Below are 24853 nucleotides of genomic sequence, written 5' to 3' on the forward strand. Positions count from 1 at the left end.
GGTTCGATCCAGGCAGCGGTCGGTCACAGTAACAGCTTGTATCGGCTGGAAAAAGAGTGCCCAGGGCAGGTATCGATTACCTGTAAGAGCGAACTTGTTCGCGAAGCGGTGTATCCGATACACCCAATCAACTTCTCGCCAACAAGTTGGCTCCTACAGATCGTGCGGTTTAACTTTCCAGATCAATGCGGCAAGTAAACCGTCAATGTCTGCCCAGGCTTCAACGCCTGACCACTGCGCGGGTTCCAGCGTTTGAGATGTTGCATCTCGACGTTGAAACGCTTGGCGACCAGATACAGCGAGTCGCCTTTCTGGATTTTGTACTGCATGGATTTCTGATCGGCTTCTTTGCTGCTGGTGCCCTTGCTGGCAACCGCGCGCGCACTGCTGCTGACTTTGGCGGGCTTGCTGTTGTCCTGCATCACCAGCGTCTGGCCGACTTTCAGGTTTTGCCCGGACAACTTGTTCCAGTGCTGCAAATCCTTGACGTCCACCTTGTTGATCCGCGCGATCTGCACCAGGTTGTCGCCCTTCTTCACTTTGTAACTGCGCGTGCGCACCGGGGTGATGTCTTCAACAGCAATTTCCTGGAAGACCGGCAGGGCAGGGGTGATGCCCGGACGCACCGGAATGGTCAGCGCCTGACCACGACGCAGATGAGTGCTGGTGAGCTTGTTCAAATCTTTGAGCGTGGAGGTCGAGACCTGATAGCGGCTGGCGATGGTCGCCAGACTGTCACCCGGCCGGACGCGATACTGCTGCCAGTCGATCAGGTCTTCGGGCTTCATGTTCGACAGGTTGGAGGTCAGCAGCTGCGATTTCGACGTCGGCACCAGCAAGTGCTGGGGGCCATCGATGGTCAGGCGTTTCTTGAAGGCCGGGTTGAGCTGAATCAGCTCGTCTTCGTCAATGTTGGCCATGGCCGCGACTTTCGAAAGGTCCATGCGCTGGTTGAGCTCGACCACCTGAAAATACGGCTGGTTGGCGATCGGGTTGAGGTTGACCCCGTACGCTTCCGGCGACATCACCACCTGCGACAGCGCCAGAAGTTTTGGCACATAGTCACGGGTTTCCTGCGGCAATGGCAGGTTCCAGTAGTCGGTCGGCAGGTTCAGCTTGTCGTTACGTTCGATGGCGCGACTGACCGTACCTTCGCCTGCGTTGTAAGCCGCCAGCGCCAGCAACCAGTCGCCATTGAACATGTCATGCAGCTTGGTCAGGTAATCCAGGGCCGCGGTGGTGGACGCCGTAATGTCGCGACGGCCATCGTAGAAATTGGTTTGACGCAGATTGAAGTAGCGACCGGTAGACGGGATGAATTGCCAGATGCCGGCAGCATCGCTGCGTGACAGGGCCATCGGGTTGTAGGCGCTTTCGATCACCGGCAACAGCGCCAGCTCCAGCGGCATGTTGCGCTCTTCCAGACGCTCGACGATGTAGTGCATGTACAAACTGCCGCGCTGGCCAGCGGTTTCCAGAAACGAAGGATTGTTGGCGTACCAGAGGCGCTGTTGATCGATGCGCGGATTGAGGTTGTTGCCGTCTTGCAGCTGGAAGCCTTCACGCATCCGTTCCCAGACGTCCTGAGGTGGCGTCTGCGGACTCGGTTTGCGCGCGAGGAAAATCGGTTTTTGCTTGATCTTGGCCGAAAGATTCGGAACCGGGGCGGGGTTGCTGTGTTGCACGCTGCTGGTGCTCTGACAGCCTGCCAGCGTGGCGCTCGCGATAACTGCGACCGCTTGGGCCAACCGAGTCAATGTGTCGGATGTGAAGGTTCTGCGTATAGATGACGACATTGGCTGGGGGATAGTTCCAGTCGAAAATGTCGGGCGATTCTAGAAACTGCATTAACAACGGTCAACCATTCAGAATTTTTGTGCTGAATGGCTACCGCTTTAGAACTTATCTTTCCAGCCCCGCAAGGTCGTAAAAACCGCCACAGGCGTTGAGTTATCAGTGCCGCTCCGTTCGTCCGCTTTTTCTTTCACTGCCCGGATGCCGGCACGCAGAAAAGGGTTGGTTTTGCGTTCCAAGGCCAAATTGGAGGGCAAGCTGATGCGGTTTTCGTTGCGCCATTGGCTGACCTGTTCAAAACGCGCGATCACATCCGGGTTGTTCGGCTCCACCGCTACCGCGAACCGCAGATTGCTCAGGGTGTATTCGTGGGCGCAATAAACCAGGGTATTGCCCGGGAGTTCAGCAAGGCGGCCGAGGGAGTGATGCATCTGCTGAGGAGTGCCTTCGAATAGCCGACCGCAGCCAGCGGCAAACAGGGTATCGCCACAGAACAGCAGCGGCGTTTGCGGGTCTTCGTGGTAGAAGGCGATGTGCCCCAGCGTATGGCCCGGCACTGAATAGACGGCGAACTCCAGGCCGAGTACGGTGAGCCGGTCGTTGTCGTTGAGCGAGACGTCGCGCACGGGCGTATTTTCGGCGGCAGGGCCATAGACCGTCGCGCCGCTGACGCGCTTGAGTTCTTCGACGCCGCCGGTGTGGTCGGCGTGGTGGTGCGTCACTAGAATGTCGGTCAGTTGCCAGTCGGGGTTGGTGGCGAGCCAGCTCAGGACCGGTCCGGCATCCCCCGGATCGACTACCGCGCAACGTTGGCTGGTCGTATCTTGTAACAGCCAGATGTAGTTATCGGAGAAAGCGGGGAGAGCTTGGATCTGTATCATGCGGTTCGCCTCGCTGGAAACAGGATTGCAGCATCAAGTTGCATCAATGCCGCATCTTAGAGTCTCAATACGTTCCAGGCGAGCACCTCTCGCGAGATCATTCATGGAGACCGGAAATGACCGAAGAAGCATTTGCCCAGGCCGATCCCGAATGGGTTGAGCTGATCAGCTCGGCGCGCGAATGGCTGTCCGGGCCGGTAGGACAGCTGTTGTTGCAGGAAGAACGCCGGGTGCTCGATGAAGAGCTGGAGCGTTTTTTTGGCGGGTATCTGGTGCATTACGGGCCGTCAGCCGAAACCCCGCCCGCCGCCAAACAGGTGCAGCGCAACGTGCGGTTGGGCGCGCCGCTGCCGGGGGTAGAAATCGTCTGTGAAGAGCAAGCCTGGCCGTTGAGTGAGCACGCCGCCGATGTCGTGGTGATGCAACACGGTCTGGATTTCTGTCTGTCGCCCCACGGTTTGCTGCGCGAAGCGGCCAGCAGCGTCAGGCCCGGCGGGCACTTGTTGATCGTCGGAATCAACCCTTGGAGCACGTGGGGTATTCGTCATTTGTTCGCTCGTGACGCGCTGCGCAGGGCACGCTGCATATCCCCGTCGCGGGTCGGCGACTGGCTGAATCTGCTGGGTTTCGCGCTGGAGAAACGCCGCTTCGGGTGCTATCGTCCGCCGCTTGCTTCGCCGGCCTGGCAGCAGCGTCTGGCAGGTCTTGAACGCTTGGGCGATGGCTGGCAAAGCCCTGGCGGCGGTTTTTACGTGCTGGTGGCGCGCAAATTGATGGTAGGACTGCGACCTCTGCAGATGCCCCGTCGCGAGCCGATGGGCAAATTGCTGCCATTGCCGATGGCCAAGGTCAATCGGCGCAGTCCCGAGCCTTAGTCGCCAGGCGTTCACCGGCAAGAAGCCCTCTTATTTTGGAAAAAGTCGTCATGAGTGAAACCGTTGAGCTCTTCTCCGACGGCGCCTGCAAAGGCAATCCCGGCCCTGGCGGCTGGGGCGCATTGCTGGTGTGCAAGGGCGTGGAGAAGGAATTGTGGGGCGGCGAAGCCAATACCACCAATAACCGCATGGAGCTGACCGGCGCCATTCGCGGACTGGAAGAATTGAAACGTTCCTGCGAAGTGACCCTGGTCACCGACTCGCAGTACGTCATGAAGGGCATCACCGAATGGATGCCTAACTGGAAAAAGCGCGGCTGGAAGACGGCTGCCAAAGAGCCGGTCAAAAACGCGGACCTTTGGAAGTTGCTGGATGAGCAGGTCAATCGCCACACCGTCACTTGGCAATGGGTGCGAGGCCACATCGGCCACCCCGGCAACGAACGCGCCGACCAGTTGGCCAATCGTGGGGTCGATGAAGTGCGCGGTATAAAGCGCGGCTAAACCGCGATCATCACTGGTAGGAGCGCTTGCCCGCGATAGCGATATATCGGCTCCCGAACTCTTGCCGGCAAAAAGCAATCGCGGGCAAGCGCGCTCCTACAGAAACGGGACCCGTTTTGGCATGCTAAGATTCGCGCCTGACGCTGAGGCAGTAAGCAATGACTGTACAAAACACCCTTGAACGAAAAATAGTGCTCGATACCGAGACGACCGGTATGCCTGTGACCGATGGACACCGGGTGATCGAGATCGGTTGCGTCGAGGTCATCGGCCGGCGCCTGACCGGGCGCCACTTCCATGTGTACCTGCAGCCGGACCGTGAGAGTGACGAGGGCGCAATTGGCGTCCACGGTATTACTGACGAGTTTCTTATCGGCAAACCCCGCTTTGCCGAAGTCGCCGACGAATTTTTCGAATTCGTCAAAGGCGCTCAGCTGATCATCCATAACGCTGCGTTCGACGTGGGCTTCCTCAACAACGAATTCGCGTTGATCGGTCAGACCGATCGCACTGACGTCACCACCTATTGCACCGTGCTCGACACCCTGGCCATGGCCCGCGAGCGTCATCCGGGGCAGCGCAACAGCCTCGATGCACTGTGCAAGCGTTATGGTGTCGACAACTCCGGTCGTGAATTGCACGGCGCGTTGCTCGACTCCGAGATTCTGGCGGACGTCTATCTGGCGATGACCGGTGGCCAGACCACGTTGTCGCTGGCCGGCAACAACGATGGTGAAGGCGGTGCTGACCGCCCCAGCGAGATTCGTCGGGTTGTCAACCGTACTCCGGGCCCTATCATTCATGCTTCGGACAGCGAAATGGCCGAACACGAGGCGCGCATGGCGGTCATTGCCAAGTCAGCCGGTGCGCCAGCGTTGTGGGTGCAATTGCTCGAAGCGCAGCAGCAAGCCGCGTCGGCCTGAGGGTTGACGCCAGTGGGAGGGGCCTTTTGATGGGTCGTCTCTCTTCATTGACGGTGCAGGCCCGACATGACTGACTCTCCATCGACAAACCAACCCGCTCTGAGTGTTCGCGTCGCTGACGAACGTTTCGAGGATTACATCCTTAACAGCGAATTCACTTTCAACGTCTGCGGCTACGCCAAGGTGCAGATCGGCAAACCGGTGGCGCAGTGGCGCATCGACTCGGTCCAGCCGTACCTCAAAAACTACGGCATCGATTCAGAAGAGTTCTGTGATTATCGAAATCGCGCCGACAGCACCGTGCTGGTGGCGTGGATCGGCGAGGAGCCGGTGGGCCACATCGTGCTCAGCACCCACTGGAACGGCTTTGCCCATGTCGATGAGCTGGCGGTGGACGCGACGTCAAGACGCAACGGAGTGGCGCGTTCGCTGCTGGATGTAGCCCAGTTCTGGACTCGTAAACGCAACCTGCCCGGGATCATGCTGGAAACCCAGAATAACAACCTGGCGGCGTGCCGGTTGTACGAAAGTTATGGGTTTATTGTTGGAGGCGTCGATCACTTGCTGTATCGCGCGATCGATCCGTCTAGCCACGAGGTGGCGATTTTCTGGTATCTGCTGTTTGAGGACGGCGGGGCAGGCGGCCTGTAGGAGCTCGCTTGCCCGCGATAACGGTACTGCAGCAGAACAAGCTTTAGCGGGGAAGCGCGCTCCTACAGGGCTACTCGACGTTCAGCTAACCCGAGTGATCTTGATTCCGGACTGCAACAACTCGAATTCATCTCCACCCAGATGGTTGACGCGGTCGCCAATGGCCAGTCGATAAGTGGATTTGGGCTCCGCGCCGCCAGCCTCGACAGGCTGTGATTCACGGAACTCATGCACTGGGTAGACGCGGCCTTCTGCGTCTCTGGCATGAAATTGTCCAACTAGAACTGAAGCCATCTGCTTTGTAACCTCTGGAAATAACTGCTCGTTTTCGCTCGCATCGTACCACTGCGCGCTGACAATCCGTGGCCGCTTGTAAGGTAAGTCTGAAAGATCTGTAGCTCATTTCGCGGTTATGCCTTCAGACCGTCGTTTTTGAGTGTAGTTTTCGGCAGCAAAAAATATAGTCGCAATGTGCGCTAGACCGCCCTGGGATTGGCTTGGCGCGGTAAACATGAACCAATCCGATGATGATGACCGCACATTTCGAACAGATCATCTGCGTCGTTTAATCTATAACTGTCAGCTCACCATTAGATTAAGAGGCATGTCATGAGTCAGGTTCATACGATTGCAGTGATCGTCGGCAGTTTGAGAAAGGACTCCATCAATCGCAAGGTCGCTCACGCCTTGGCCGAGTTGGCACCTTCAAGCCTCAAGCTGAAAATCGTCGAAATTGGCGACCTGCCGCTTTATAACGAAGACATTGACCAGGATTTGCCGCCTGAAGCCTACGCCCGCTTTCGCCAGGAACTGCTCGGCGCCGATGGCTTTTTGTTCGTCACCCCTGAATACAACCGTTCCGTTCCGGGCGCATTGAAAAACGCCATCGACGTCGGCTCACGGCCTTATGGCAAAAGCGCGTGGGGCAGTGCAAAGCCTGCAGCCGTGGTCAGCGTATCGCCAGGCGCGATCGGCGGTTTTGGTGCTAACCAGCATTTGCGCCAATCGTTCGTGTTCCTCAACGTGCTGTGCATGCAGCAGCCAGAAGCGTACCTGGGCAATGCCGGGACGTTCTTTGATGAGCAAGGCAAATTGAACGATAAAACCCGCCCGTTCCTGCAGGGCATCATCGATGCGTTTGCCGGGCACGTTGAGCGCACGTTGAAGGTTTGATCTTCTGCCGGACGCTTCCGGTTCTGTAGGAGCCAACTTGTTGGCGAGGCGATTGTGAGGCGTGTCAGGCTAGCCGCCTCGCGAACAAGTTCGCTCCTACAGGCGATGTGGTGTCAGTTACCGTGTCGCGAGCAGAGGGTGGGACTTCACTGATCGGTCAACCCAAACTGCGTCAGGCAGAATGTGGGGATCGACATATCTTCCAGTCGCTGGGAGCCCCCCAGCTCGGGTAAATCAATGATAGCCGCTGCTTCATGCACCTTGGCGCCCATGCGGCGAATCAGGTTGGCGGCGGCGATCAGCGTGCCGCCGGTGGCAATCAGGTCATCGAACATCACCACCGAATCGCCGTCACACAGGCTGTCGGCGTGGACTTCCAGAAACGCTTCGCCGTACTCGGTTTTGTAGGCCTCGGCCAATACATCGGCGGGTAGCTTGCCTTGCTTGCGAAACAGCACCAGCGGTTTATTGAGTTCGTAGGCGATGATCGAGCCGATCAGAAAGCCCCGTGCGTCCATGGCACCGACGTGGGTGAAATCCGTATCGATGTAGCGCTGAACGAAGCTGTCGATCACCAGCCGCAGCGCCTTGGGCGACTGGAACAGCGGGGTGATGTCACGAAAAATGACGCCCGGCTTGGGGAAATCAACCACCGGGCGGATCAGGGATTTGAAGCTGAACTCGTCAAAAATCATCGAAAGTATCCTGGGCAGGAAGGCACACCAAAGGCGCTAGTCTAAGCCTGACCCAAGCCTTGCGCATCAGCTTTCCAGCGAACCGCCCGCCAGCGCACACAGTTGAATCGGATCGATGATGCGGATTTCCTTGCCCTCGGCGGCAATCAGTTCGCTCTGTTGAAACCTTGTAAAAACCCGCGACACTGTCTCCACCGCAAGCCCCAGGTAATTGCCGATTTCGTTGCGCGACATGCTCAGGCGGAATTGATTGGGGGAAAAGCCCCGCGCGCGGAAACGTGCAGACAGATTGATCAGGAACGTTGCGATGCGTTCGTCAGCGGTCTTTTTCGACAGCAGCAACATCATCTGTTGATCGTCGCGAATCTCGCGGCTCATCACCCGCATCAACTGGCGACGCAATTGCGGCAGCTGCACTGAGAGTTGGTCCAGACGCTCGAAAGGGATTTCGCACACCGACGTGGTTTCCATCGCTTGCGCCGATACCGGGTACGCCTCAGCGTCCATGCCGCAAAGGCCGACGAGTTCGCTGGGCAGATGAAAACCGGTGATTTGCTCCTGGCCGCCGTCACTGACGCTGAAGGTTTTCAATGCGCCAGAACGGACCGCATACACCGAATCAAACCGATCGCCCTGACGAAACAGAAAATCGCCTTTGTTCAGCGGACGACCGCGTTTGACGATGTCGTCCAGTGCATCCATGTCTTCCAGGTTCAGGGAAAGCGGGAGGCACAACGGAGCCAGGCTGCAATCCTTGCAGTGGGCCTGGGTTTGAGCGCGTACTTTCACTGGCTCAGGCATCGGGTCATTCCTTGTCTTAAAACACACATAAGTCGTAAGGGTAACTCAGCGCTTAGGCGTGGGACTAGTCACTGTCTTGCAGGGCCTGTAAATCGTTCCTGCACACCTGGCGGATATTTCCTATATCACCCGAGAAAATCGCTGACGGTTTCGGTCGGTCAGGTAGGCATCGAACACGCCGCAGATCGAGCGTACCAACAGCCGTCCGATGGGGTTGACGTCGATGCCCTGAGTATCGATGTCGAGCAAACCGTCCTCAGCCATCGCCAGCAACTGCGGCCATACGTCCAGGAAGTAGTCCTGAAAGACGATTTCGAACCGGCTTTCGATCACCGCGAAATCCAGGCTGAAATGGCAGATCAGTTGCCCAATGATTGCCTGTCGTAATCGGTCGTCGGCATTGCAGCGCACACCGCGTTTGGTCGCCAGTTGATCGCTGGCGAGCTGATTCTGGTAGTCGTTCAGGTCGTTGCAGTTTTGCGTGTACAGATCGCCCACCTGGCTGATGGCCGACACACCCAGGCCAATCAGATCGCAATGACCGTGGGTGGTGTAGCCCTGGAAATTGCGCTGCAGGGTGGCTTCTTCCTGGGCAACCGCCAGCTCGTCATCTGGCAACGCAAAGTGGTCCATGCCGATGTAGCGATAGCCTGCGCCGGTCAGTTGTTGGACGGTGCGTTGGAGCATCTGGAGTTTCTGATCGGGGGCGGGCAAGTCCGCGCTGTTGATGCGTCGTTGCGGCATGAAGCGTTCAGGCAGGTGCGCGTAGTTGAATACCGACAGGCGATCCGGCTGCAGGGCGATTATTTGCTCTACGGTACGTGCAAAGCCGTCCACTGTTTGCCTGGGCAGGCCATAGATTAAGTCGATGTTCACCGAACGAAATTGCAACGTGCGCGCGGCGTCGACGATGGCTTGGGTCTCATCCAGGCTTTGCAAACGGTTGACCGCCCGCTGCACCTGCGGGTCGAGATCCTGCACACCGAGGCTGACGCGGTTGAAGCCCAGTTCCCGCAAAAGGCCCATGGTCGACCAATCGGCTTCGCGCGGGTCGATCTCGATGCCGTAGTCGCCCGAGTCGTCGTCCAGCAGCGTGAAGTGTTGACGCAGGTGCGCCATGAGTTGCCGCATTTCGATGTGACTGAGAAAGGTCGGCGTGCCGCCGCCAAAATGTAATTGTTCGACGACCTGCTTTGGGTCCAGATGGCAAGCCAGTAACTCGATCTCCTGCTGCACGCTCTGCAAATAGGCCTGCGTGCGACCGCGATCTTTGGTGATGACTTTGTTGCAGGCGCAGTAGTAGCAAATGTTGGCGCAGAACGGGATGTGCACGTACAGCGACAACGGGCGACGCGCATTGCGGCTGTCTCGCAGGGCGTGCAACAAATCAAAAGCGCCAATCTGCGTATGAAACTGCAAAGCGGTGGGGTAGGACGTGTAACGCGGTCCGGTCAGATCGTAGCGGCGGATGAGGTCAGAGTCCCAACGAAGGTCGTCGAGCATGCGGGCATTCCCGAAAAAGGCTGGCTGTGGGTGCCATTTTAAGGAGTGGTGCTGCGCCAAGCGTTGATCTGGATCAATGCCCCATCAACCAATGCTGATGCGGGCCGGGCAAGGTCCAGAGCCCGAACACGATCACCAGCAATCCGCCGGCCACACGAATGCCGCGCTTGCGCAACAACGCTGTCGTGCGTTCTGCAGCCAGCCCCGTGGCGAGCAACACCGGCCAGGTGCCCAGCCCGAACGCAACCATCAGCAACGCGCTATACAGCGCATTGCCTTGGCTGGCCGACCACAGCAAAGTGCTGTAAACCAGCCCGCACGGCAACCAGCCCCATAAGCTGCCGAGCAACAATGCACGGGGTACGCTGGACACCGGCAACAGCTTGCTGGCAAACGGCTGGATGTGGCGCCACAGCCCACGGCCCAGGCTTTCGATTCGCGTCAATCCGCTCCACCAGCCGGCGAGATACAGGCCCATGGCGATCAATAGCAGCGCGGCGATCACGCGCATGACCATCGCCCCCGGACTGTTGGCGACCGCCCAACCCGCCACGCCAATCAGCAAACCTGCGCAGGCGTAACTGAGGATTCGGCCCAGGTTGTAGGCTAGCAGCAGACGAAAGCGCCGGCTGCGTTGCTCTTTGGGGATGGCCATTGTCAACGCGCCCATTAAGCCGCCGCACATGCCCAGACAATGCCCGCCGCCGAGCAGGCCGAGGATCACGGCCGAGGCGAGGAGTGGGAGCAGGTCAAGCATTTTTAGAGCCCATGCCGAAGCATTCGCGGGCAAGGTTATCCATCGGCCCGCTTCTTGTCCGCCGCTGACTGCGGCGTTTTGCCCGACGCCTCATCCACGCCCGCCTGATGATTGGGGTCCTGATCGTCGAACAGGATGCTGTGGGCCGGGCTGTCGAGATCGTCGTACTGCCCGCTGTCCACAGCCCAGAAGAAGATATAAATGGCCACGGCCACGATCAACAACGCGGCGGGGATCATGATGTAGAGCGCGGGCATAAAACCTCCGAAATCCGTGGCCTGCTCATGTTGGCTGCGGGCGACTGAGTGCACTCGCGACACGGCCCGAGCCGTTGGCGGCAACGCCTTTCACCCGGGTCAGACGCAATGCGTTGAGCACCACGGTCAGCGAACTGATGGACATGCCGACCGCAGCCCACAGCGGCGTGATCCAGCCCAATGCGGCGAACGGCAGCATTAGCCCGTTGTACAAACACGCCCACAGCAGATTCTCGATGATGATACGCCGGGTTCTTCGCGCCAGACTGAACGCCTGCACCAGCGCCTGCAAGCGATTGGAGAGCAACACAGCGTCAGCGCTGGTTTTCGCCAGATCAGTGGCCGAACCCATTGCTACGCTGATGTCGGCGGCGGCGAGTATTGGCACGTCGTTGACCCCATCTCCGAGCATCAATACCTTGCGCCCCGCAGCCCGCAGTTGGTGAAGAATCGCCAGTTTGTCGTCCGGCAGCAGCCCGTCCCGAGCATCATCGATTCCCAACTGCGCAGCGACGCTCGCCACCATCGGTGAAGTGTCGCCAGACAGCAGCATGAGTTTCCAGCCTCGCGTTTTGCAGGCCTGCACCAGTTCGGCGGCACCGTCACGCAAGCGGTCGTCGAGCACCAGCCAGGCCAGCGCCTGCTGAGCGTCGCCCAGCAGCAGCCATTGCCCCGGCTCGTCTGGCATCGGCGGCACCGAGCAGCCGCTCAGGCCGCAGACAAAAGCCGGTTGCCCCACGCGCAAGGTGCGTTCCGCCACCCGACCTTCGAGCCCCAGGCCCGGCGTGGCGACGACCTGTTCTGCGGCGACCGGCGCCCGGCCGAATGCCCGGGCAATCGGGTGTTCGGAGCGGTTTTCCAGTGCCGCGGCCAAGGCCAGGCATTCGTCGCTGGCCAGGTTGGCCAATGGACGGATGTCGCGCAATGTCAGTCGGCCTTCGGTGAGCGTGCCAGTCTTGTCGAAAATCACCGTGTCGATTTGATTAAGACCTTCCAGCACATGCCCGCGCGTCAGCAGCAGCCCCAGTTTATGCAGCGTGCCGGTCGCCGCCGTCAGGGCGGTGGGGGTTGCCAGCGACAGGGCGCACGGACAGGTCGCCACCAACATCGCCAGCACTACCCAGAACGCGCGCGCTGGATCTATTTGCCACCACAGCAAGCCGATCAACAACGCGAACACCAGTGACCCGAGCAGGAACCACTGCGAGGCCTGATCGGCGATGTGCGCCAGCCGGGGTTTTTCCGATTGCGCGCGTTCCAGCAAGCGAACGATGGCCGACAGCCGGGTGTCATGGCCCAGGGCGGTGACCTCAACGATCAGCGAATTTTCCACATTCAGCGTACCGGCGGTCACCGCATCACCCAGCTGCCGAGGTTGTGGCAGGTATTCGCCAGTCAGCAGTGATTCGTCAACGCTGGACTGGCCGTCGATGATCTTGCCGTCGGCCGGTAAAGCCGCGCCGGGGTGTACCAGCACTTGATCACCCAGGCGTAATTCCGCCAACAGGATGCGCTCGCTTTGGCCTTCCCGATCCAGTCTCAAACACGACGCTGGCAGCAAGTTGACCAAATGGGCGGTGGCGGCGGCAGTACGCTCCCTGGCCCGGCGTTCAAGATAGCGACCGGCCAGGAGAAACAGGGCGAACATTCCGACCGCGTCGAAGTACAACTCGCCGACGCCGGTGATAGCCGTCCAGATACCCGCCAGATACGCAGCGCCGATGGCAAGCGACACTGAGACGTCCATGGTCAGGTGGCGCGTGCGCAGGTCGCGCATCGCACCTTTGAAAAACGGCGTGCAGCTGTAAAAGACGATTGGGGTTGTGAGAAACATCGCCACCCAGCGCAGGATGGTGTGCATCTGCGGGCTGAGGTCGATATTGAATTCAGGCCAGGTGGCCATGGTCGCCATCATGGCTTGGAACCACAAAAGCCCGGCAACGCCCAACTGGCGAAGCGCCAGACGGTTCTCACCTGCCAGGCGTTCGGCGGCTTTGTCGGACTGATATGGGTGAGCGGCATAACCAATGCTGCGCAGTTCGGCGAGCACTTTGCTCAGCGGCAGGTCCGAGTCGGCCCAACGCACGTGCAAGCGATGATTGGACAGGTTCAAGCGCGCCTCGGCGACGGCAGGCATGGCGCGCAAGTGTCGCTCGATCAGCCAGCCGCACGCCGCGCAGCTGATGCCTTCCATCATCAACGTGGTTTCAGCGAACGCCTGATCATGGCGCACGAAAGGGGCTTGCACGTCAGGGCGGTCGTACAGCTGCAATTCGTCGATCAGTTGTGTGGGAAGCGTCTCTGGATTGGGTGAGGCTTCGCTGCGATGGCGGTAGTAGCTTTCCAGTCCGCCCGCGACGATGGCCTGCGCCACGGCCTGGCAACCGGGACAGCACAGCTCACGGGTTTCGCTGAGGATGATCGCAGTGAACCGGCTGCCAGCAGGTACGGGCAGGGCGCAGTGGTAGCAGGGGGTGAGTTGGGTCATGGAAGGATTTCAGATGATCGTGAGTCTTGCCTGGATATAGGGCCTGATCGGGCCTCTTCGCGGACAGGTCCGCTCCCACAGTAGACCGCGCATCCAAATGGGAGCGGGCCTGTCCGCTCAGGTGCTAGTGAAAGCGCAGCATATCGGCTCATCACCGCTTCAAATCTTCCGCACCCTGCAGGGGCTCGTCACCCAGTATCAGCTCCTGGTCGTGACTGACTGCTTCTTCCTCGAACATGCGCCAAGTCTGGCCGTTTTCAACGCCTAGCAGTTCGACAAAGCGTCGGCCCTGCACTTTGTCGTTCAACTGACCGACGTAGCGACCGGCCTCGGACTCGCTGCGGGTCAAGACGATCTTGCGATCCTTCTCGGGCTGGGTTGGCGAGATCAGATTCAGTTCAAGCGTCTCAGGCTCGCTATTACCGGTTAGCCGCAGGTCCGCTTCGCCGGTCACGTCATCCAGGTGCATCGTGGCCTTCAGCTTGAGGCCCTGTGCCAGCAACTCGCGGTCCAGGGAGCGGTTGATGCCTTTGCCCGCTTCGTAATAGTTGTCGTTGACCAGGTTGTCCGGGTTATTCACCGCGATGGTCACCATCGTCAGGGTCAGGGTGACGGAGCAGGCGAGAATGCTAATGATGATCCACGGCCAAAGATGCCGGTACCAAGGACTTGAAGCGATTGCTGCGGGCATGGCTGACTTCTCTGTTTCTCGTTGGGCTCAACGTACTTGTGGGCCGATAAATCGGCTCTTGGCTTGTGTTTCAGTGCTGCTGTTGTCGGCGTCCCTGAGGATGAATTTCACCTCGTTGGTGCTGGACGGCAGCTGCTCTGGCGCGACCGACAGTTCCACCGGCTGACTGAGAATTTCACCCGCGCTGACCTTGATCTCGCTGCGGCCTTGCAGCCTCAAGTCCGGCAAACCCGTGGCTTCAAGCAGATAGGTGTGGTCCACCTGATCCTTGTTCATGATCTTCAGGCTGTAGACGTTTTCGATGCGGCCCTCAGCGTTTTCCCTATACAGCACGCGGTCTTTGCTGACGTCGAAACCCACCAGTGAGCGCATGAAAAATGCGCCCACCAGAAAGCCGATCATCGCCAGCAACACCACGGCGTAGCCGATCAGGCGCGGACGCAGTTTGTGAGTGACTTGTCCCGACAAATTGTGCTCGGTGGTGTAGCTGATCAGGCCCCGTGGATAGTCCATTTTGTCCATGATCGTGTCGCAAGCGTCGATGCAGGCCGCGCAGCCAATGCACTCGATTTGCAGGCCGTCGCGGATGTCGATACCGGTGGGGCAGACTTGTACGCACATGGTGCAATCGATGCAATCGCCCAGCCCTTGAGCTTTGTAGTCCAGATCCTTTTTGCGCGGGCCGCGTTTCTCTCCACGCCGTGGGTCGTAGGACACGATCAATGTGTCCTTGTCGAACATCACGCTCTGAAAGCGCGCATACGGGCACATGTAAATGCACACCTGTTCACGCAGCCAACCGGCGTTGCCGTAAGTGGCCAGGGTGAAAAAGCCGACCCAGAAATACGACCAGCCATCGGCCTGTCCGGTAAAGAATTCGATCACCAGTTCACGGATGGGGGAGAAGTAGCCGACGAAGGTCAGCCCCGTGACGAAACCGATGCTCAGCCATAGGCTGTGCTTGGCCAGCTTGCGCGCGAATTTGTTGGCGCTCATGGGCAGCTTGTCGAGCTTCATGCGCTGGTTGCGGTCGCCTTCGGTGACTTTCTCGCACCACATGAAAATCCACGTCCACACGCTTTGCGGGCAGGTGTAGCCACACCAGACACGCCCGGCATACACGGTGATGAAGAACAGCCCAAAAGCGCTGACGATCAGAATGCCCGACAGCAGGATGAAATCCTGCGGCCAGAAGGTGGCGCCGAAGATGTAGAACTTGCGCTCCGGCAGATTCCACCAGACCGCCTGATGGCCACCCCAATCGAGCCAGACCGTGCCGAAATACAGCGCAAACAACAGCGCTCCGCCGGCCATGCGCAAGTTGCGAAACAGACCGGTGAACGCGCGGGTGTAGATCTTCTCCCGAGAGGCATAAAGGTCGACCGTGTCACTGTCTTTTTTCGCCGGCGGCGTGACGTTGTGTACCGGAATCTGATTGCTCATCGGTGCATCCCACGGCGGTGGAAAAGTGCCCCGGCCAGTGCGTGCCGGTCGGGGTCGGTAGCCAGCGATTATGGCTTCAGTGCTGGCTTTAACGTGTAGGCGTTGCCGAAGGCTCCGGGTTCGCGCCCGACCGGTGCGGCGTGTCAGACAAACCGCTTCGCAGCCTCGCGCTGCTCGTCAGCTCCTACATGATCTGCGTCCGTTTCCGGATTACTCGGCCGGTTTTTCTCCATGGGACAAGCTATAAACATACGCCGCCAACAGATGCACCTTGTCGTTACCCTGTAGCTGTTCCTGCGCGGGCATCTGGCCCTGGCGACCGTAGCGGATGGTTTGTTGCAGTTGGGCGAAACTTGAGCCGTAAATGAAGGCGGCGGGGTGGGTCAGGTTGGGCGCACCCATCGCAGCGGTGCCTTTGCCTTCCGGACCGTGGCAGGCGACACAATTGGCGGCGAAGATTTTCTGCCCGGCGGCCACGTCGGCCTTGGCATCTTCCGGCAATTTGCGCCCGTCGAGCTGGCTCAATACGTAAGCCGAAACATCGCGAACGCCTTGATCACCCACCACTTCACCCCATGCCGGCATCACCGCGTGGCGGCCGCCCATGATCGTGGTCTTGATGGTTTGCGGCTCGCCGCCCCAGCGCCAGTCGGCGTCGGTCAGGTTGGGGAAGCCATATGCGCCCTTGGCGTCGGAGCCGTGGCACACCGAACAGTTGGAGGCAAATAGCCGACCCCCCATTTTCAGCGCTTGCGGGTCTTTAGCGACGTCTTCAATGGGCATCGATGCAAATTTGGCGAAGATAGGGCCGAATCGGGCATCAGAGCGAGCCATTTCCTTTTCCCATTCGTGCACACCGGTCCAGCCTTGCTGGCCGTTGGAAAACTCGGTCTTCTTGTCGTTATCGACGTAGTCATAGCCCGGCAGCAAACCCTTCCAGTTGCCCAGGCCTGGGTACAGAACCAGATAACCTAGGGCGAAGATGATGGTGCCGACGAACAGCATGAACCACCACTTGGGCAGCGGGTTGTCGTATTCCTCAATGCCATCGAACGAATGGCCGACGGTCTCTTCAGTGGAATCGGCGCGCTGGCCTTTGCGGGTCGCCAGCAACAGCCAGGTCAGGCAGAAAATCGTACCCAGGGTGAGGACTGTGACGTACAGACTCCAAAACGTACTCATTGTTTGTCGCTCCTGGAAGCTTGCGCCTGCTGCACCTGCTTGATCGCCTCGGGATCATCGGCAAATGGCAGCATGGTCGCGTCGTCGAATTCGGCTTTGCGGCGGGGGCTGAACACCCACAGCGCCAGACCGATGAAGGCCACCATCACCACCAGGGTGCCGAGGCCTCGAATCATTCCGATATCCATCGCAATCACCGTTTGCTTCTGATGAGTGTGCCCAGGCCTTGCAGGTAGGCAACCAGTGCGTCCATCTCGGTTTTGCCCTTGACGGCGGCGGTTGCCCCGGCGATGTCGGCATCGGTGTACGGGACGCCTAACGTGCGCAGGACTTCCATTTTCTTCGGCGTGTCCTTGCCGTCGAGGCGGTTCTCGACGAGGAAGGGATACGCCGGCATCTTCGATTCAGGCACCACGTTGCGCGGGTTATACAAATGCGCGCGATGCCAGTCATCGGAGTAACGACCGCCTACCCGCGCCAGGTCCGGCCCGGTGCGTTTTGAGCCCCACAGGAACGGATGATCCCAGACGCTTTCGCCGGCCACCGAATAGTGCCCGTAGCGCTCGGTCTCGGCGCGGAATGGCCGGATCATCTGCGAATGGCAGCCCACGCAACCGTTGGCGATGAACACGTCGCGGCCTTCGAGCTCAAGGGCCGGGCGCGGCTTCATGCCTTCGACCGGCTTGTTGGTCACGTCCTGAAAGAACAGCGGCACGATCTGGGTCAGCCCGCCGACGGCAACGGCGATGACCATGAACAACGACAAAAGGCCGATGTTCTTTTCGAGGGTTTCGTGTCTGATCATCAGTGGGCTCCCACGACAGCGATCTGCGCGGCGGCTTCGGCTTCTTCAGGGTTGGAGGCGTGAACCGTGCGGAACACGTTGTAGGCCATGAACAGCATGCCGCTGGCGAAGAACGCACCGCCCAGGGCGCGAACGATGTAACCGGGATGGCTGGCTTGCAGCGCTTCGACGAATGAGTAAGTCAGGGTGCCGTCATCGTTGATCGCACGCCACATCAGGCCTTGGGTGATGCCGTTGACCCACATTGAGGCGATGTAGAGCACGGTGCCGATGGTTGCCAGCCAAAAATGCGTGTTGATCAGGCCGATGCTGTGCATCTGCGGGCGGCCGAAGATTTTCGGGATCATGTGGTACAGCGCGCCGATGGAGATCATCGCCACCCAGCCCAAGGCCCCGGCGTGAACGTGGCCGATGGTCCAGTCGGTGTAGTGGGAGAGCGAGTTGACAGTCTTGATCGCCATCATCGGGCCTTCGAACGTCGACATGCCGTAGAACGCCAGGGATACCACGAGGAATCGCAGAATGGGGTCGGTGCGCAATTTATGCCAGGCGCCCGACAGCGTCATCATGCCGTTGATCATGCCGCCCCAGCTCGGCGCCAGCAGAATGATCGACATCGCCATGCCCAGTGATTGAGCCCAGTCGGGCAGGGCGGTGTAGTGCAAATGATGCGGACCGGCCCAGATGTACAGGGTGATCAACGCCCAGAAGTGGACGATGGACAACCGATAGGAATAGATCGGGCGCTCGGCCTGTTTCGGCACGAAGTAATACATCATCCCGAGAAAGCCCGTGGTCAGGAAAAACCCTACCGCGTTGTGCCCGTACCACCACTGGATCATCGCGTCGGTGGCGCCGGAGTAAGCCGAATAGGATTTGAACAAGCTGACCGGCAAAGACATGTGATTGACAATGTGCAGCATCGCCGTCACGACGATAAACGCACCGTAGAACCAGTTGCCGACGTAGATGTGCTTGGTCTTGCGCTTGACGATGGTGCCAAAGAACACCACACCGTAGGTCACCCAGACAATCGCCAGCAGAATCGCGATTGGCCATTCCAGTTCGGCGTATTCCTTGGTGGTGGTATAACCCAGCGGCAGAGTCACAATCGCCCCGACAATGACGGCCTGCCAGCCCCAGAAGTGAAACGCTGCCATGGCATCGGAGATCAGCCGCGTCTGGCAGGTGCGTTGCACAACGTAATAAGAGGTGGCGAACAGGGCGCAACCACCGAAGGCGAAGATCACAAGGTTGGTGTGCAGCGGTCGCAGGCGCCCGAAGGTGGTCCACGGGAGACCGAAATTAAGCTCGGGCCAAACGAGTTGGGAGGCGATGAAAACACCAAGCCCCATGCCAAGGATGCCCCAGACCACCGTCATGATGGCGAACTGGCGGACTACCTTATAGTTATAAGCAGTCGGAGTGATTGCAGTGCTCATTCTCAGGTTCCACGATTCGGATATTTATTAGAGGTAACCATCGGACGCAATACCGAATAAGCGTAGACGTTTTGCGGCGCGGTGAGCGCTTAGCAAAGGCGTACAGACGCAAGGTCGGTGTCACTTCAAGCACGCCCCCGACGCTGCAAAGCGCAAAGAGAACATGCCCGGTGAACCAGAACAGTTCGAAAGACAGGTCGTGTGAGACTCAAGGTCGTTTGAGCGCTGCAATTGTGGATACAAAGCTGCGTTGCTAGGCTTACATATGCCCATCAGAAAACTGCTGCTCAAAATCCCTTCACTTGTCTTGCAATCAGACGTTGTCTGGTCACTGTTCGGGCAAGCTTAGTCGGGAAACGCAGCCCTGGGAAGTCGTATACACAGTGTGTGCGACACTTGGCCGCGCATTTGGACAGGAACGTCGCGCCCCGTTGCGAGGCGCGATGTTGAGACGTTTCAGTCACGGCTGAAACGTTAAACCCCCTACTTTCCTTGAACTTTAGGAGGATTTTTGTACTGCAAGTTGTATACAAAAGACGTCACTAATTGCACTTTATCACTGCCCAAAATATTTTGGCCTGAGCAGGCAAATGACCCTGGCGACCGTAACGGATAGTCTGCGATGGCGGCGTTACGCGATTGAAAATGGAGCCGCCCGGTTGCGTGCAGGTTGGGGCGCCCATGGCTTCAGTGCTTTTATCCGAAGTGCCGGGTGAGGCTACGCAGGCAGAGCTGAACCGAGGCTGTCCGGCTTGGGGATTGAGTGGGGCATAATTACGCCCGAAATGAGCTGGCTCAAACGTTTGCGCCCGGCTCAATTAACGAACAGTGAGGTTGCGCGGTGAGTAAAGCGTTGAAAGGCGGTAAAGGTGCAGATCAAGTCGCCCAATGTGCAGCGCAGCAGGGTTGGTTGTGGAATGCGCCAGTCAGCGTCACGGGAAATACGACCGCCACATTAATCTTGGCTCATGGCGCCGGCGCTCCAATGGACAGTGAGTTCATGAATGACATAGCCCGGCGTCTGGCTGATTTGGGGGTTGGCGTACTGCGCTTCGAGTTTCCCTACATGGCCCAACGCCGAATCGACGGAGGGAAACGTCCTCCCAATCCGCAACCGAAATTACTGGAGTGCTGGCGCCAGGTGTACGAAGCGGTGCGACCCTTGGTCAGCGGACGTTTGGCGATAGGTGGCAAATCCATGGGCGGGCGGATGGCCAGTCTGATTGCAGATGAACTGAACGTGGATGCGCTGGTGTGTCTCGGCTATCCGTTCTACGCCGTGGGCAAGCCGGAAAAGCCAAGGGTCGCGCATCTTGAGTTTTTGAGTACCCCGACGCTGATCGTTCAAGGCGAGCGTGACGCGTTAGGGAATCGTCAGGCCGTTGAGCAGTACGTACTTTCAAAGGCTATCGGCGTGCATTGGCTGCCCACTGCCAACCACGACCTCAAACCGTTGAAGTCATCGGGCGTCAGTCATGAGGCGTGTCTGCAGGATGCGGCTGAGCAGGTTGCCCTTCTATTACTGGGCTGATGCGTCTTGTGCTTCGTTGATCCACTGCAGGTTGAATGCGCCTTGCGCCAGTTTGAAGTTGATGGAGGACATGCCGAACTCGAGGGTGCCGCGCAGGCGGCGAGTGTCAGGGTTGCACTCCAGCAGGATCAATTCGCCCGTCTGGAAATAGCGGGAGTGATAGACCCGCGCCATCTGACGAGGTGTCCTGTGATAAACGACACTGATGCAAGGATTATTCACCAGGTCATAGGTGCCAGGGCCCAGGGTCTGGTCAATGAACAGGCCGATGCTGGTGCTGTGCCGGGTAACGTGACCCGTGGCGAGAATTTTCCATATCCGCCGATTGGGTTTGTGCCGCAGTTCCGAGCGCCAGCAGGACCAGGCCGTCACGCTGGCTGCAACAAAGGGCTTGCCGTTGACCGTCGCCTGAAACTGCTCGACGAGGGACGGTACGTTCAGGTGGGTTTTCTGGAGATTTATTGAATCAGTCATGATCTCTCTCTCAACAAATAGATGTGCTCACGAAACAAAGCCCCCGCTGACGCCATACGATTGTGGCGCCGGGGGGAGCGGGCTCCATCAGCCCGCCGAGAAGTGAATGGAAAGTCCTTCAGCGTTTATCGAATCGAGACGCCGAGAGCTCCATTGATATGCAGGTATTTGAAATCCTTGCCAGTGTCGAGGTCTTTGGCGTAATACCACTTTGCGCCGAGCACGTTCTTGGCCACGGTAGAGGACCAGTACAGACCTTTGCCCATCGGCCAGCGCCCGTTGTAGGCGTTATAGATTTCGATCAGTTCCTGAATGTTCGGAATGCGCGCACCGATGGCAGCCGCCGAGTTTGAAACCTGCGTCAAGGTACCTGCGCCGACACCAATGCAATGAATGACACCGGTTACCGAAACGCTGTAGGCCTTGCTTTCGCCCGCTGCGTCCGTGGCGGTAATGGTCGCGCTGCCGTTGCCACGAACGGACACCAGACCCTGCTCATCGACATGGGCAATCAGTACATCGCTTGAGTCATAGACATAGGGCGGTTTACCTCCCGTTGCCACGCGCGTGAGGGTCGTACCGGTCGGGAATGCCGGCAGCAATTCCGGGCTACCCGGCAGCAGATACACCTTACCGCTCAGCACCACAGCCGAGGTGTCAAACTCCAGGGCAGACGTCACCGTCAGCGCGAGCTTTTCGGATTCACGGTCCACACCTTCACGCTGTACGTAGTAATGCAGCGTGGCCGCCTTCCCCTCGGAGTCTAAGATAGCCGCCTTCGACACGTTGAATGTCAGCGTGGGCTCGGTGCCAATCGTTTGAGCAGGCGTATCTTCAACATAGGTGCCCATCCAGCGGACCATGACCAGGTCGCCGACCGTACTGTCTGGATAGCTGACCCTGACAGATCCTCCCGACTCGGGAATCAGCGAAGGCCGCAAGATGCCATCCGAGCCAACGGTGTCCATTGTCGGTGCGGGCAGTTCAAGCACTGCACTCAAGATCCTAAGCGCCACGGTATCGGAGTCTTGAACGATGCCGCTGGTGCGAGTCACGCTGTAAGAGACTTCCACCGTTTGCCCGTCGTTGACAGCGACTAGTGGGGCGGCGAAGACTACTTCCAAGCTTTTGCCAGCTTCTTCTTCGCTGACGACTTTTTCTTTTTCGTCGCTACCTTTTGGGCCTTTCCAGCGGACAACCACTTTTTCGCCGAGCTGCAGGTTGGCGGTGGAGTCAATCACCACCGTTGCGCCGCCGACGGCTGCCGCTGGATCAAGCGTGTCTCCGACGGCCTCTTTGATCAATGGTGGCGGGAGGGGTGTGATGACAGACAGTTCCAGAGTCACCGACACGTTTTCGGAAGGCATCGAAAGATTGCCCGCCTGATCGGTCACGGTGTAATGCACGGGCGCCTCGCCATCGCCGACCTGCTCCAGGAGCGCGCGGGGAAAATCGACCATCACCCGGTTCAGCCCCATGTCGTTGGCGCTAACGAACGTAATCGGGCCTTCGAGCGAACCCCAGTAAGTTCGAATGACATCTCCTTCGGCGATGCCGCCATAACTGGCGATCTTGCCTGGCAGGACGTTGTTCAGTGATTCCAGTTCGGACGATGTGAGGCCGTTCTGGATCGCGTCCGGGAAGATGATGGGGGCGAGTTGGGGTGCGCCGGGGGCGGTTTTGTCGATGGTGATGGTGGTGGCAAAAGAGTCCGCACTGGTGTTGCTGAAGGGACTGTAAATTACGTAAGAGACTTCATGAGTACCTTCTGTTAGCAACTCCACCGGGATCTCTAAATTCAGCACATCTCCCGGACGATGAGACTCAAGAATCTCCTTCTCAGGCGGCACAGACATGCCATTCAATCTTAGCATGTAGGTGTATTCCGGTAGGGCGGAGGGCCAAACCTTCAGTTCTACTGCTAGAGGGGTTTTCAAAGCATCCACCGGTATAAGCCCATTCTCAATCGCTGATACAACAACTGGAGCTTCGATAACGTCCGCAGTACGAACATTAATTGCAGATAGATCAAACATTTTGAACTCCTGTTGCCAAACCGATACACCCGCTACCGACAGGATTGGTTTGGCATATTAAAGTTTTATTAAATAGGGCAGCTGTTTTCAGAAGGCGCCCGCATTTCAACAGGTACTCTAGTGATTTTTGATGTCACAGCACTCTGATTACTACCTGGCGCGGGCTCCACACGAAAACTTGCTTCCGCAAATCCAAAACACAGTGTCCGCAAAATGGTATATGGAACTGTAAAGGTGTACCCGCTAACCACATCCAAATCGTCCATCACGCGAGTGTTTGAATACGTAGCACTTTCAATTGGGTTGTTATCTTGGTCAAACCCTTTAAAAGTAAAAAACAATTTTTGCTTTTCACCTATATTGATATAGGGTTCGATCTTTACATCAGCGCCGTTTTCGTTCAGCCAAGGGGATAGATATCCTAAAGGATTTAGTTTGAAGGGAGGACCTTCGAGTCCATCCGGGCCGCCCGGCAAGCTTTCTTTCGAGCGAACAGTCACTTGCTGTGTCGGAGATCTGGTCTCATTTGGATTGTTATCCCGGACGACAGTGTAGCGAGTAGGGATCTCAACGCCAGTACCTTGTGCTTTCATAATGCTGTTCGCAATCGGGATAACTAAGTCTTTCGCAGCCGTTACGTCTTCCTCACTGATTTGATACCACTGGGCTCTATACTGGTCACCCCAATAAAGATTGATATTATCGCTTTCTTTGTAAGCCGGGTTCCATGTCAGAATGGCTCGGCCATTAAGTTCATAATCATCTTCGTCGATAAAGTTATCGTCTTTATTTGGGTTGTTAACACTAGTTCCTTGAATGGTGGGAGGGAATGTAGGCTCTGGAACAGGCAGCGTCAAAAAAACTTCCACTATCTTAGGGAGTGAGGTACCTACAATCTGATTGCCACGGGATACGCTATACTTCAGTATGATGGTGTCTGTTGGGAAAAGTGCAGTAGTTTCATAATGAATTTCTAGTGTTAATACGATGTCGTCTTCTTCGTTGCCTGGTGGGACCTTAACGGGCTGCAGCGGTAGGTCATCGCCCCAGTAGAAGGTTACTTCGTCACCAGCGGCAGCGTCCGGATAATTTGGGATTTCAACTCTTACACCAGACTTTGCTTCTGAGTAATCGATTAGATCGCCAATGGCCGGGTCTAGGATCGGAGCTGGGTAATCCTCCGAAATTTCCTGAAGGAGCAGGGTGATTTCCACAGCCAGCGAGTCTTCCGAAACGTTCCCAGCACGGTCTACAACGTGATATTTGACATCTTTAGCACCACTGTCTACTGACTCCAAAAACTCGCGGGTAAAATCGAAAATAATTTTATCCAGCCCCATCTCATTTTCGCTGACATTTACGACAGGTCCGGGTTTCTCTCCCCAGAATGTATGAATAGTGTCATGTTTTGCCATCTGGGTATAACTGGCAATTTCGACATTCAGGACGTTTCCAAGCTGTACTAGCTCGGCAAGTGTCAGTCCATTTTGAACTTCTACTGGGAATTGAATCGCGCCTAGTTCCGGCTTGCCGGGGGCGGTGCGGTCAATGGTAATGGAAAAAAAGTTCGAGATCTCCGCTACGTTACTGAAAGGACTATACGCACGATAGGCGACGGTATGAGTACCCTCGCTCAGGAGTCTAGTCGGAATCTCAAGCGTAAGTTCATCTCCGGGCCTATCCGTTTCTAAAATTGTTTTTTCCGGACCTGTCACGGTGCCGTCGAATACGAGGGTATACGTATAGCCAGTTTTTGCGGCATCCCAAACTGCAAAATTTACGATGAGAGGATTATCGAGTTCGTGAATGGGAACTAGCCCCGGCGTATCTTCATCATGGTAAGCAACCTTTACGTCCGGCGCAGCGAGCAAGCGAGGCTCTCTTTTATAAGGGCTGCTGCGGGGGGTGCTTGCAACGTGTTGGAAAGTATTCATAAACATCCTTGGAA

Annotated in this window: 24 protein-coding genes; 6 read left to right on the plus strand and 18 right to left on the minus strand. The window is 57.7% G+C overall.

What is annotated here, in order from left to right; genetic code table 11:
• Positions 1-182: 182 nt before the first annotated feature.
• Both ACWKWM_RS15570 and gloB read right to left on the minus strand, forming a co-directional pair.
• Complete coding sequence (locus tag ACWKWM_RS15570) at positions 183-1796, minus strand: LysM peptidoglycan-binding domain-containing protein (protein ID WP_483846989.1); 1614 nt, start codon at positions 1794-1796, stop codon at positions 183-185.
• 99 nt (positions 1797-1895) lie between these two features.
• Positions 1896-2675 carry a hydroxyacylglutathione hydrolase gene (gene gloB / locus ACWKWM_RS15575; RefSeq protein WP_483846990.1) on the minus strand — a complete coding sequence of 260 codons (780 nt, stop codon included), beginning with the start codon at positions 2673-2675 and terminating at the stop codon, positions 1896-1898.
• A gap of 116 nt (positions 2676-2791) precedes the next feature.
• On the opposite strand from gloB, the gene ACWKWM_RS15580 reads away from it, so the two are divergent.
• The 4 genes from ACWKWM_RS15580 (at position 2792) to ACWKWM_RS15595 (ending at position 5627) form a co-directional block, all read left to right on the plus strand.
• Complete coding sequence (locus tag ACWKWM_RS15580; protein ID WP_483846991.1) at positions 2792-3550, plus strand: class I SAM-dependent methyltransferase; 759 nt, start codon at positions 2792-2794, stop codon at positions 3548-3550.
• A gap of 50 nt (positions 3551-3600) precedes the next feature.
• On the plus strand, positions 3601-4053 hold the full coding sequence (rnhA, locus tag ACWKWM_RS15585) for a ribonuclease HI (protein WP_483846992.1): 453 nt from the start codon (positions 3601-3603) through the stop codon (positions 4051-4053).
• Between the two features lie 158 nt (positions 4054-4211).
• Positions 4212-4976 carry a DNA polymerase III subunit epsilon gene (gene dnaQ, locus ACWKWM_RS15590; RefSeq protein ID WP_483846993.1) on the plus strand — a complete coding sequence of 255 codons (765 nt, stop codon included), beginning with the start codon at positions 4212-4214 and terminating at the stop codon, positions 4974-4976.
• A 66-nt stretch (positions 4977-5042) separates the two neighbouring features.
• Entirely contained in the window at positions 5043-5627 is a 585-nt protein-coding gene (locus tag ACWKWM_RS15595; protein WP_483846994.1) for a GNAT family N-acetyltransferase, read from the plus strand.
• A gap of 81 nt (positions 5628-5708) precedes the next feature.
• Here ACWKWM_RS15595 and ACWKWM_RS15600 read toward each other — a convergent pair whose 3' ends face one another.
• Positions 5709-5921: a hypothetical protein gene (locus tag ACWKWM_RS15600; RefSeq protein ID WP_483836128.1), complete on the minus strand. Its 213-nt coding sequence runs from the start codon at positions 5919-5921 to the stop codon at positions 5709-5711.
• Positions 5922-6236: 315 nt separating this feature from the next.
• Between ACWKWM_RS15600 and ACWKWM_RS15605 the strand changes: the two genes are divergently transcribed.
• Positions 6237-6800, plus strand: coding sequence for an NADPH-dependent FMN reductase (locus ACWKWM_RS15605; RefSeq protein WP_483846995.1), 564 nt, complete (start codon positions 6237-6239; stop codon positions 6798-6800).
• Between the two features lie 146 nt (positions 6801-6946).
• On the opposite strand, the gene ACWKWM_RS15610 is transcribed toward ACWKWM_RS15605, so the two are convergent.
• From ACWKWM_RS15610 to ccoN, 12 genes are all read right to left on the minus strand, one after another.
• Positions 6947-7495, minus strand: coding sequence for an adenine phosphoribosyltransferase (locus ACWKWM_RS15610; RefSeq protein WP_483846996.1), 549 nt, complete (start codon positions 7493-7495; stop codon positions 6947-6949).
• 66 nt (positions 7496-7561) lie between these two features.
• The gene (gene fnr / locus ACWKWM_RS15615; protein ID WP_483846997.1) at positions 7562-8296 is read right to left on the minus strand and encodes a fumarate/nitrate reduction transcriptional regulator Fnr; all 735 of its coding nucleotides are present in this window, start codon (positions 8294-8296) and stop codon (positions 7562-7564) included.
• Between the two features lie 120 nt (positions 8297-8416).
• On the minus strand, positions 8417-9799 hold the full coding sequence (gene hemN, locus ACWKWM_RS15620) for an oxygen-independent coproporphyrinogen III oxidase (protein WP_483846998.1): 1383 nt from the start codon (positions 9797-9799) through the stop codon (positions 8417-8419).
• A gap of 73 nt (positions 9800-9872) precedes the next feature.
• Positions 9873-10556: a sulfite exporter TauE/SafE family protein gene (locus ACWKWM_RS15625; protein WP_483846999.1), complete on the minus strand. Its 684-nt coding sequence runs from the start codon at positions 10554-10556 to the stop codon at positions 9873-9875.
• Between the two features lie 35 nt (positions 10557-10591).
• Positions 10592-10813: a cbb3-type cytochrome oxidase assembly protein CcoS gene (ccoS, locus tag ACWKWM_RS15630; RefSeq protein ID WP_483847000.1), complete on the minus strand. Its 222-nt coding sequence runs from the start codon at positions 10811-10813 to the stop codon at positions 10592-10594.
• A 25-nt stretch (positions 10814-10838) separates the two neighbouring features.
• Positions 10839-13301, minus strand: coding sequence for a heavy metal translocating P-type ATPase (locus tag ACWKWM_RS15635; RefSeq protein WP_483847001.1), 2463 nt, complete (start codon positions 13299-13301; stop codon positions 10839-10841).
• Between the two features lie 151 nt (positions 13302-13452).
• The gene (locus tag ACWKWM_RS15640) at positions 13453-13992 is read right to left on the minus strand and encodes a FixH family protein (protein ID WP_483847002.1); all 540 of its coding nucleotides are present in this window, start codon (positions 13990-13992) and stop codon (positions 13453-13455) included.
• 27 nt (positions 13993-14019) lie between these two features.
• A complete protein-coding gene (gene ccoG / locus ACWKWM_RS15645; protein WP_483847003.1) occupies positions 14020-15435 on the minus strand; it encodes a cytochrome c oxidase accessory protein CcoG in 1416 nt (471 codons plus the stop codon).
• Between the two features lie 210 nt (positions 15436-15645).
• Positions 15646-16617, minus strand: coding sequence for a cytochrome-c oxidase, cbb3-type subunit III (gene ccoP / locus ACWKWM_RS15650; protein ID WP_483847004.1), 972 nt, complete (start codon positions 16615-16617; stop codon positions 15646-15648).
• Entirely contained in the window at positions 16614-16805 is a 192-nt protein-coding gene (locus ACWKWM_RS15655) for a cbb3-type cytochrome oxidase subunit 3 (RefSeq protein WP_483847005.1), read from the minus strand. Before ACWKWM_RS15655 ends, ccoP begins: the two co-directional genes overlap by 4 nt.
• Before the next feature lie 5 nt (positions 16806-16810).
• Positions 16811-17422, minus strand: coding sequence for a cytochrome-c oxidase, cbb3-type subunit II (ccoO, locus tag ACWKWM_RS15660; protein ID WP_483847006.1), 612 nt, complete (start codon positions 17420-17422; stop codon positions 16811-16813).
• Positions 17422-18864, minus strand: a complete 1443-nt coding sequence (ccoN, locus tag ACWKWM_RS15665) for a cytochrome-c oxidase, cbb3-type subunit I (RefSeq protein ID WP_483847007.1) — start codon at positions 18862-18864, stop codon at positions 17422-17424. Before ccoN ends, ccoO begins: the two co-directional genes overlap by 1 nt.
• Positions 18865-19705: 841 nt before the next feature.
• Between ccoN and ACWKWM_RS15670 the strand changes: the two genes are divergently transcribed.
• Positions 19706-20395 (plus strand): alpha/beta family hydrolase, encoded by a 690-nt coding sequence (locus tag ACWKWM_RS15670; RefSeq protein ID WP_483847008.1) that lies wholly within the window; start codon positions 19706-19708, stop codon positions 20393-20395.
• Here the strand turns inward: ACWKWM_RS15670 and ACWKWM_RS15675 are convergent.
• The 3 genes from ACWKWM_RS15675 to ACWKWM_RS15685 form a co-directional block, all read right to left on the minus strand.
• On the minus strand, positions 20384-20869 hold the full coding sequence (locus tag ACWKWM_RS15675) for a hypothetical protein (RefSeq protein WP_483847009.1): 486 nt from the start codon (positions 20867-20869) through the stop codon (positions 20384-20386). The genes ACWKWM_RS15670 and ACWKWM_RS15675 overlap by 12 nt on opposite strands.
• Before the next feature lie 125 nt (positions 20870-20994).
• Positions 20995-22905 carry an immunoglobulin-like domain-containing protein gene (locus tag ACWKWM_RS15680; protein ID WP_483847010.1) on the minus strand — a complete coding sequence of 637 codons (1911 nt, stop codon included), beginning with the start codon at positions 22903-22905 and terminating at the stop codon, positions 20995-20997.
• A 68-nt stretch (positions 22906-22973) separates the two neighbouring features.
• The gene (locus tag ACWKWM_RS15685) at positions 22974-24839 is read right to left on the minus strand and encodes a hypothetical protein (protein ID WP_483847011.1); all 1866 of its coding nucleotides are present in this window, start codon (positions 24837-24839) and stop codon (positions 22974-22976) included.
• Between the last annotated feature and the right edge of the window lie 14 nt (positions 24840-24853).

Source organism: Pseudomonas rosaeacicularis, assembly GCF_057128745.1.

Coding starts and splice junctions, on each gene's coding strand:
- ACWKWM_RS15580 (WP_483846991.1), top strand. CDS start 2,792: ATGACCGAAGAAGCATTTGCCCAGGCCGATCCCGAATGGGTTGAGCTG.
- ACWKWM_RS15570 (WP_483846989.1), bottom strand. CDS start 1,796: ATGTCGTCATCTATACGCAGAACCTTCACATCCGACACATTGACTCGG.
- ACWKWM_RS15675 (WP_483847009.1), bottom strand. CDS start 20,869: ATGACTGATTCAATAAATCTCCAGAAAACCCACCTGAACGTACCGTCC.
- ACWKWM_RS15625 (WP_483846999.1), bottom strand. CDS start 10,556: ATGCTTGACCTGCTCCCACTCCTCGCCTCGGCCGTGATCCTCGGCCTG.
- ACWKWM_RS15610 (WP_483846996.1), bottom strand. CDS start 7,495: ATGATTTTTGACGAGTTCAGCTTCAAATCCCTGATCCGCCCGGTGGTT.
- rnhA (WP_483846992.1), top strand. CDS start 3,601: ATGAGTGAAACCGTTGAGCTCTTCTCCGACGGCGCCTGCAAAGGCAAT.
- ACWKWM_RS15605 (WP_483846995.1), top strand. CDS start 6,237: ATGAGTCAGGTTCATACGATTGCAGTGATCGTCGGCAGTTTGAGAAAG.
- hemN (WP_483846998.1), bottom strand. CDS start 9,799: ATGCTCGACGACCTTCGTTGGGACTCTGACCTCATCCGCCGCTACGAT.
- ccoN (WP_483847007.1), bottom strand. CDS start 18,864: ATGAGCACTGCAATCACTCCGACTGCTTATAACTATAAGGTAGTCCGC.
- fnr (WP_483846997.1), bottom strand. CDS start 8,296: ATGCCTGAGCCAGTGAAAGTACGCGCTCAAACCCAGGCCCACTGCAAG.
- dnaQ (WP_483846993.1), top strand. CDS start 4,212: ATGACTGTACAAAACACCCTTGAACGAAAAATAGTGCTCGATACCGAG.
- ACWKWM_RS15680 (WP_483847010.1), bottom strand. CDS start 22,905: ATGTTTGATCTATCTGCAATTAATGTTCGTACTGCGGACGTTATCGAA.
- ccoS (WP_483847000.1), bottom strand. CDS start 10,813: ATGCCCGCGCTCTACATCATGATCCCCGCCGCGTTGTTGATCGTGGCC.
- ACWKWM_RS15640 (WP_483847002.1), bottom strand. CDS start 13,992: ATGCCCGCAGCAATCGCTTCAAGTCCTTGGTACCGGCATCTTTGGCCG.
- ACWKWM_RS15635 (WP_483847001.1), bottom strand. CDS start 13,301: ATGACCCAACTCACCCCCTGCTACCACTGCGCCCTGCCCGTACCTGCT.
- ccoO (WP_483847006.1), bottom strand. CDS start 17,422: ATGATCAGACACGAAACCCTCGAAAAGAACATCGGCCTTTTGTCGTTG.
- ACWKWM_RS15600 (WP_483836128.1), bottom strand. CDS start 5,921: ATGGCTTCAGTTCTAGTTGGACAATTTCATGCCAGAGACGCAGAAGGC.
- ACWKWM_RS15685 (WP_483847011.1), bottom strand. CDS start 24,839: ATGAATACTTTCCAACACGTTGCAAGCACCCCCCGCAGCAGCCCTTAT.
- ccoP (WP_483847004.1), bottom strand. CDS start 16,617: ATGAGTACGTTTTGGAGTCTGTACGTCACAGTCCTCACCCTGGGTACG.
- ACWKWM_RS15595 (WP_483846994.1), top strand. CDS start 5,043: ATGACTGACTCTCCATCGACAAACCAACCCGCTCTGAGTGTTCGCGTC.
- ccoG (WP_483847003.1), bottom strand. CDS start 15,435: ATGAGCAATCAGATTCCGGTACACAACGTCACGCCGCCGGCGAAAAAA.
- gloB (WP_483846990.1), bottom strand. CDS start 2,675: ATGATACAGATCCAAGCTCTCCCCGCTTTCTCCGATAACTACATCTGG.
- ACWKWM_RS15655 (WP_483847005.1), bottom strand. CDS start 16,805: ATGGATATCGGAATGATTCGAGGCCTCGGCACCCTGGTGGTGATGGTG.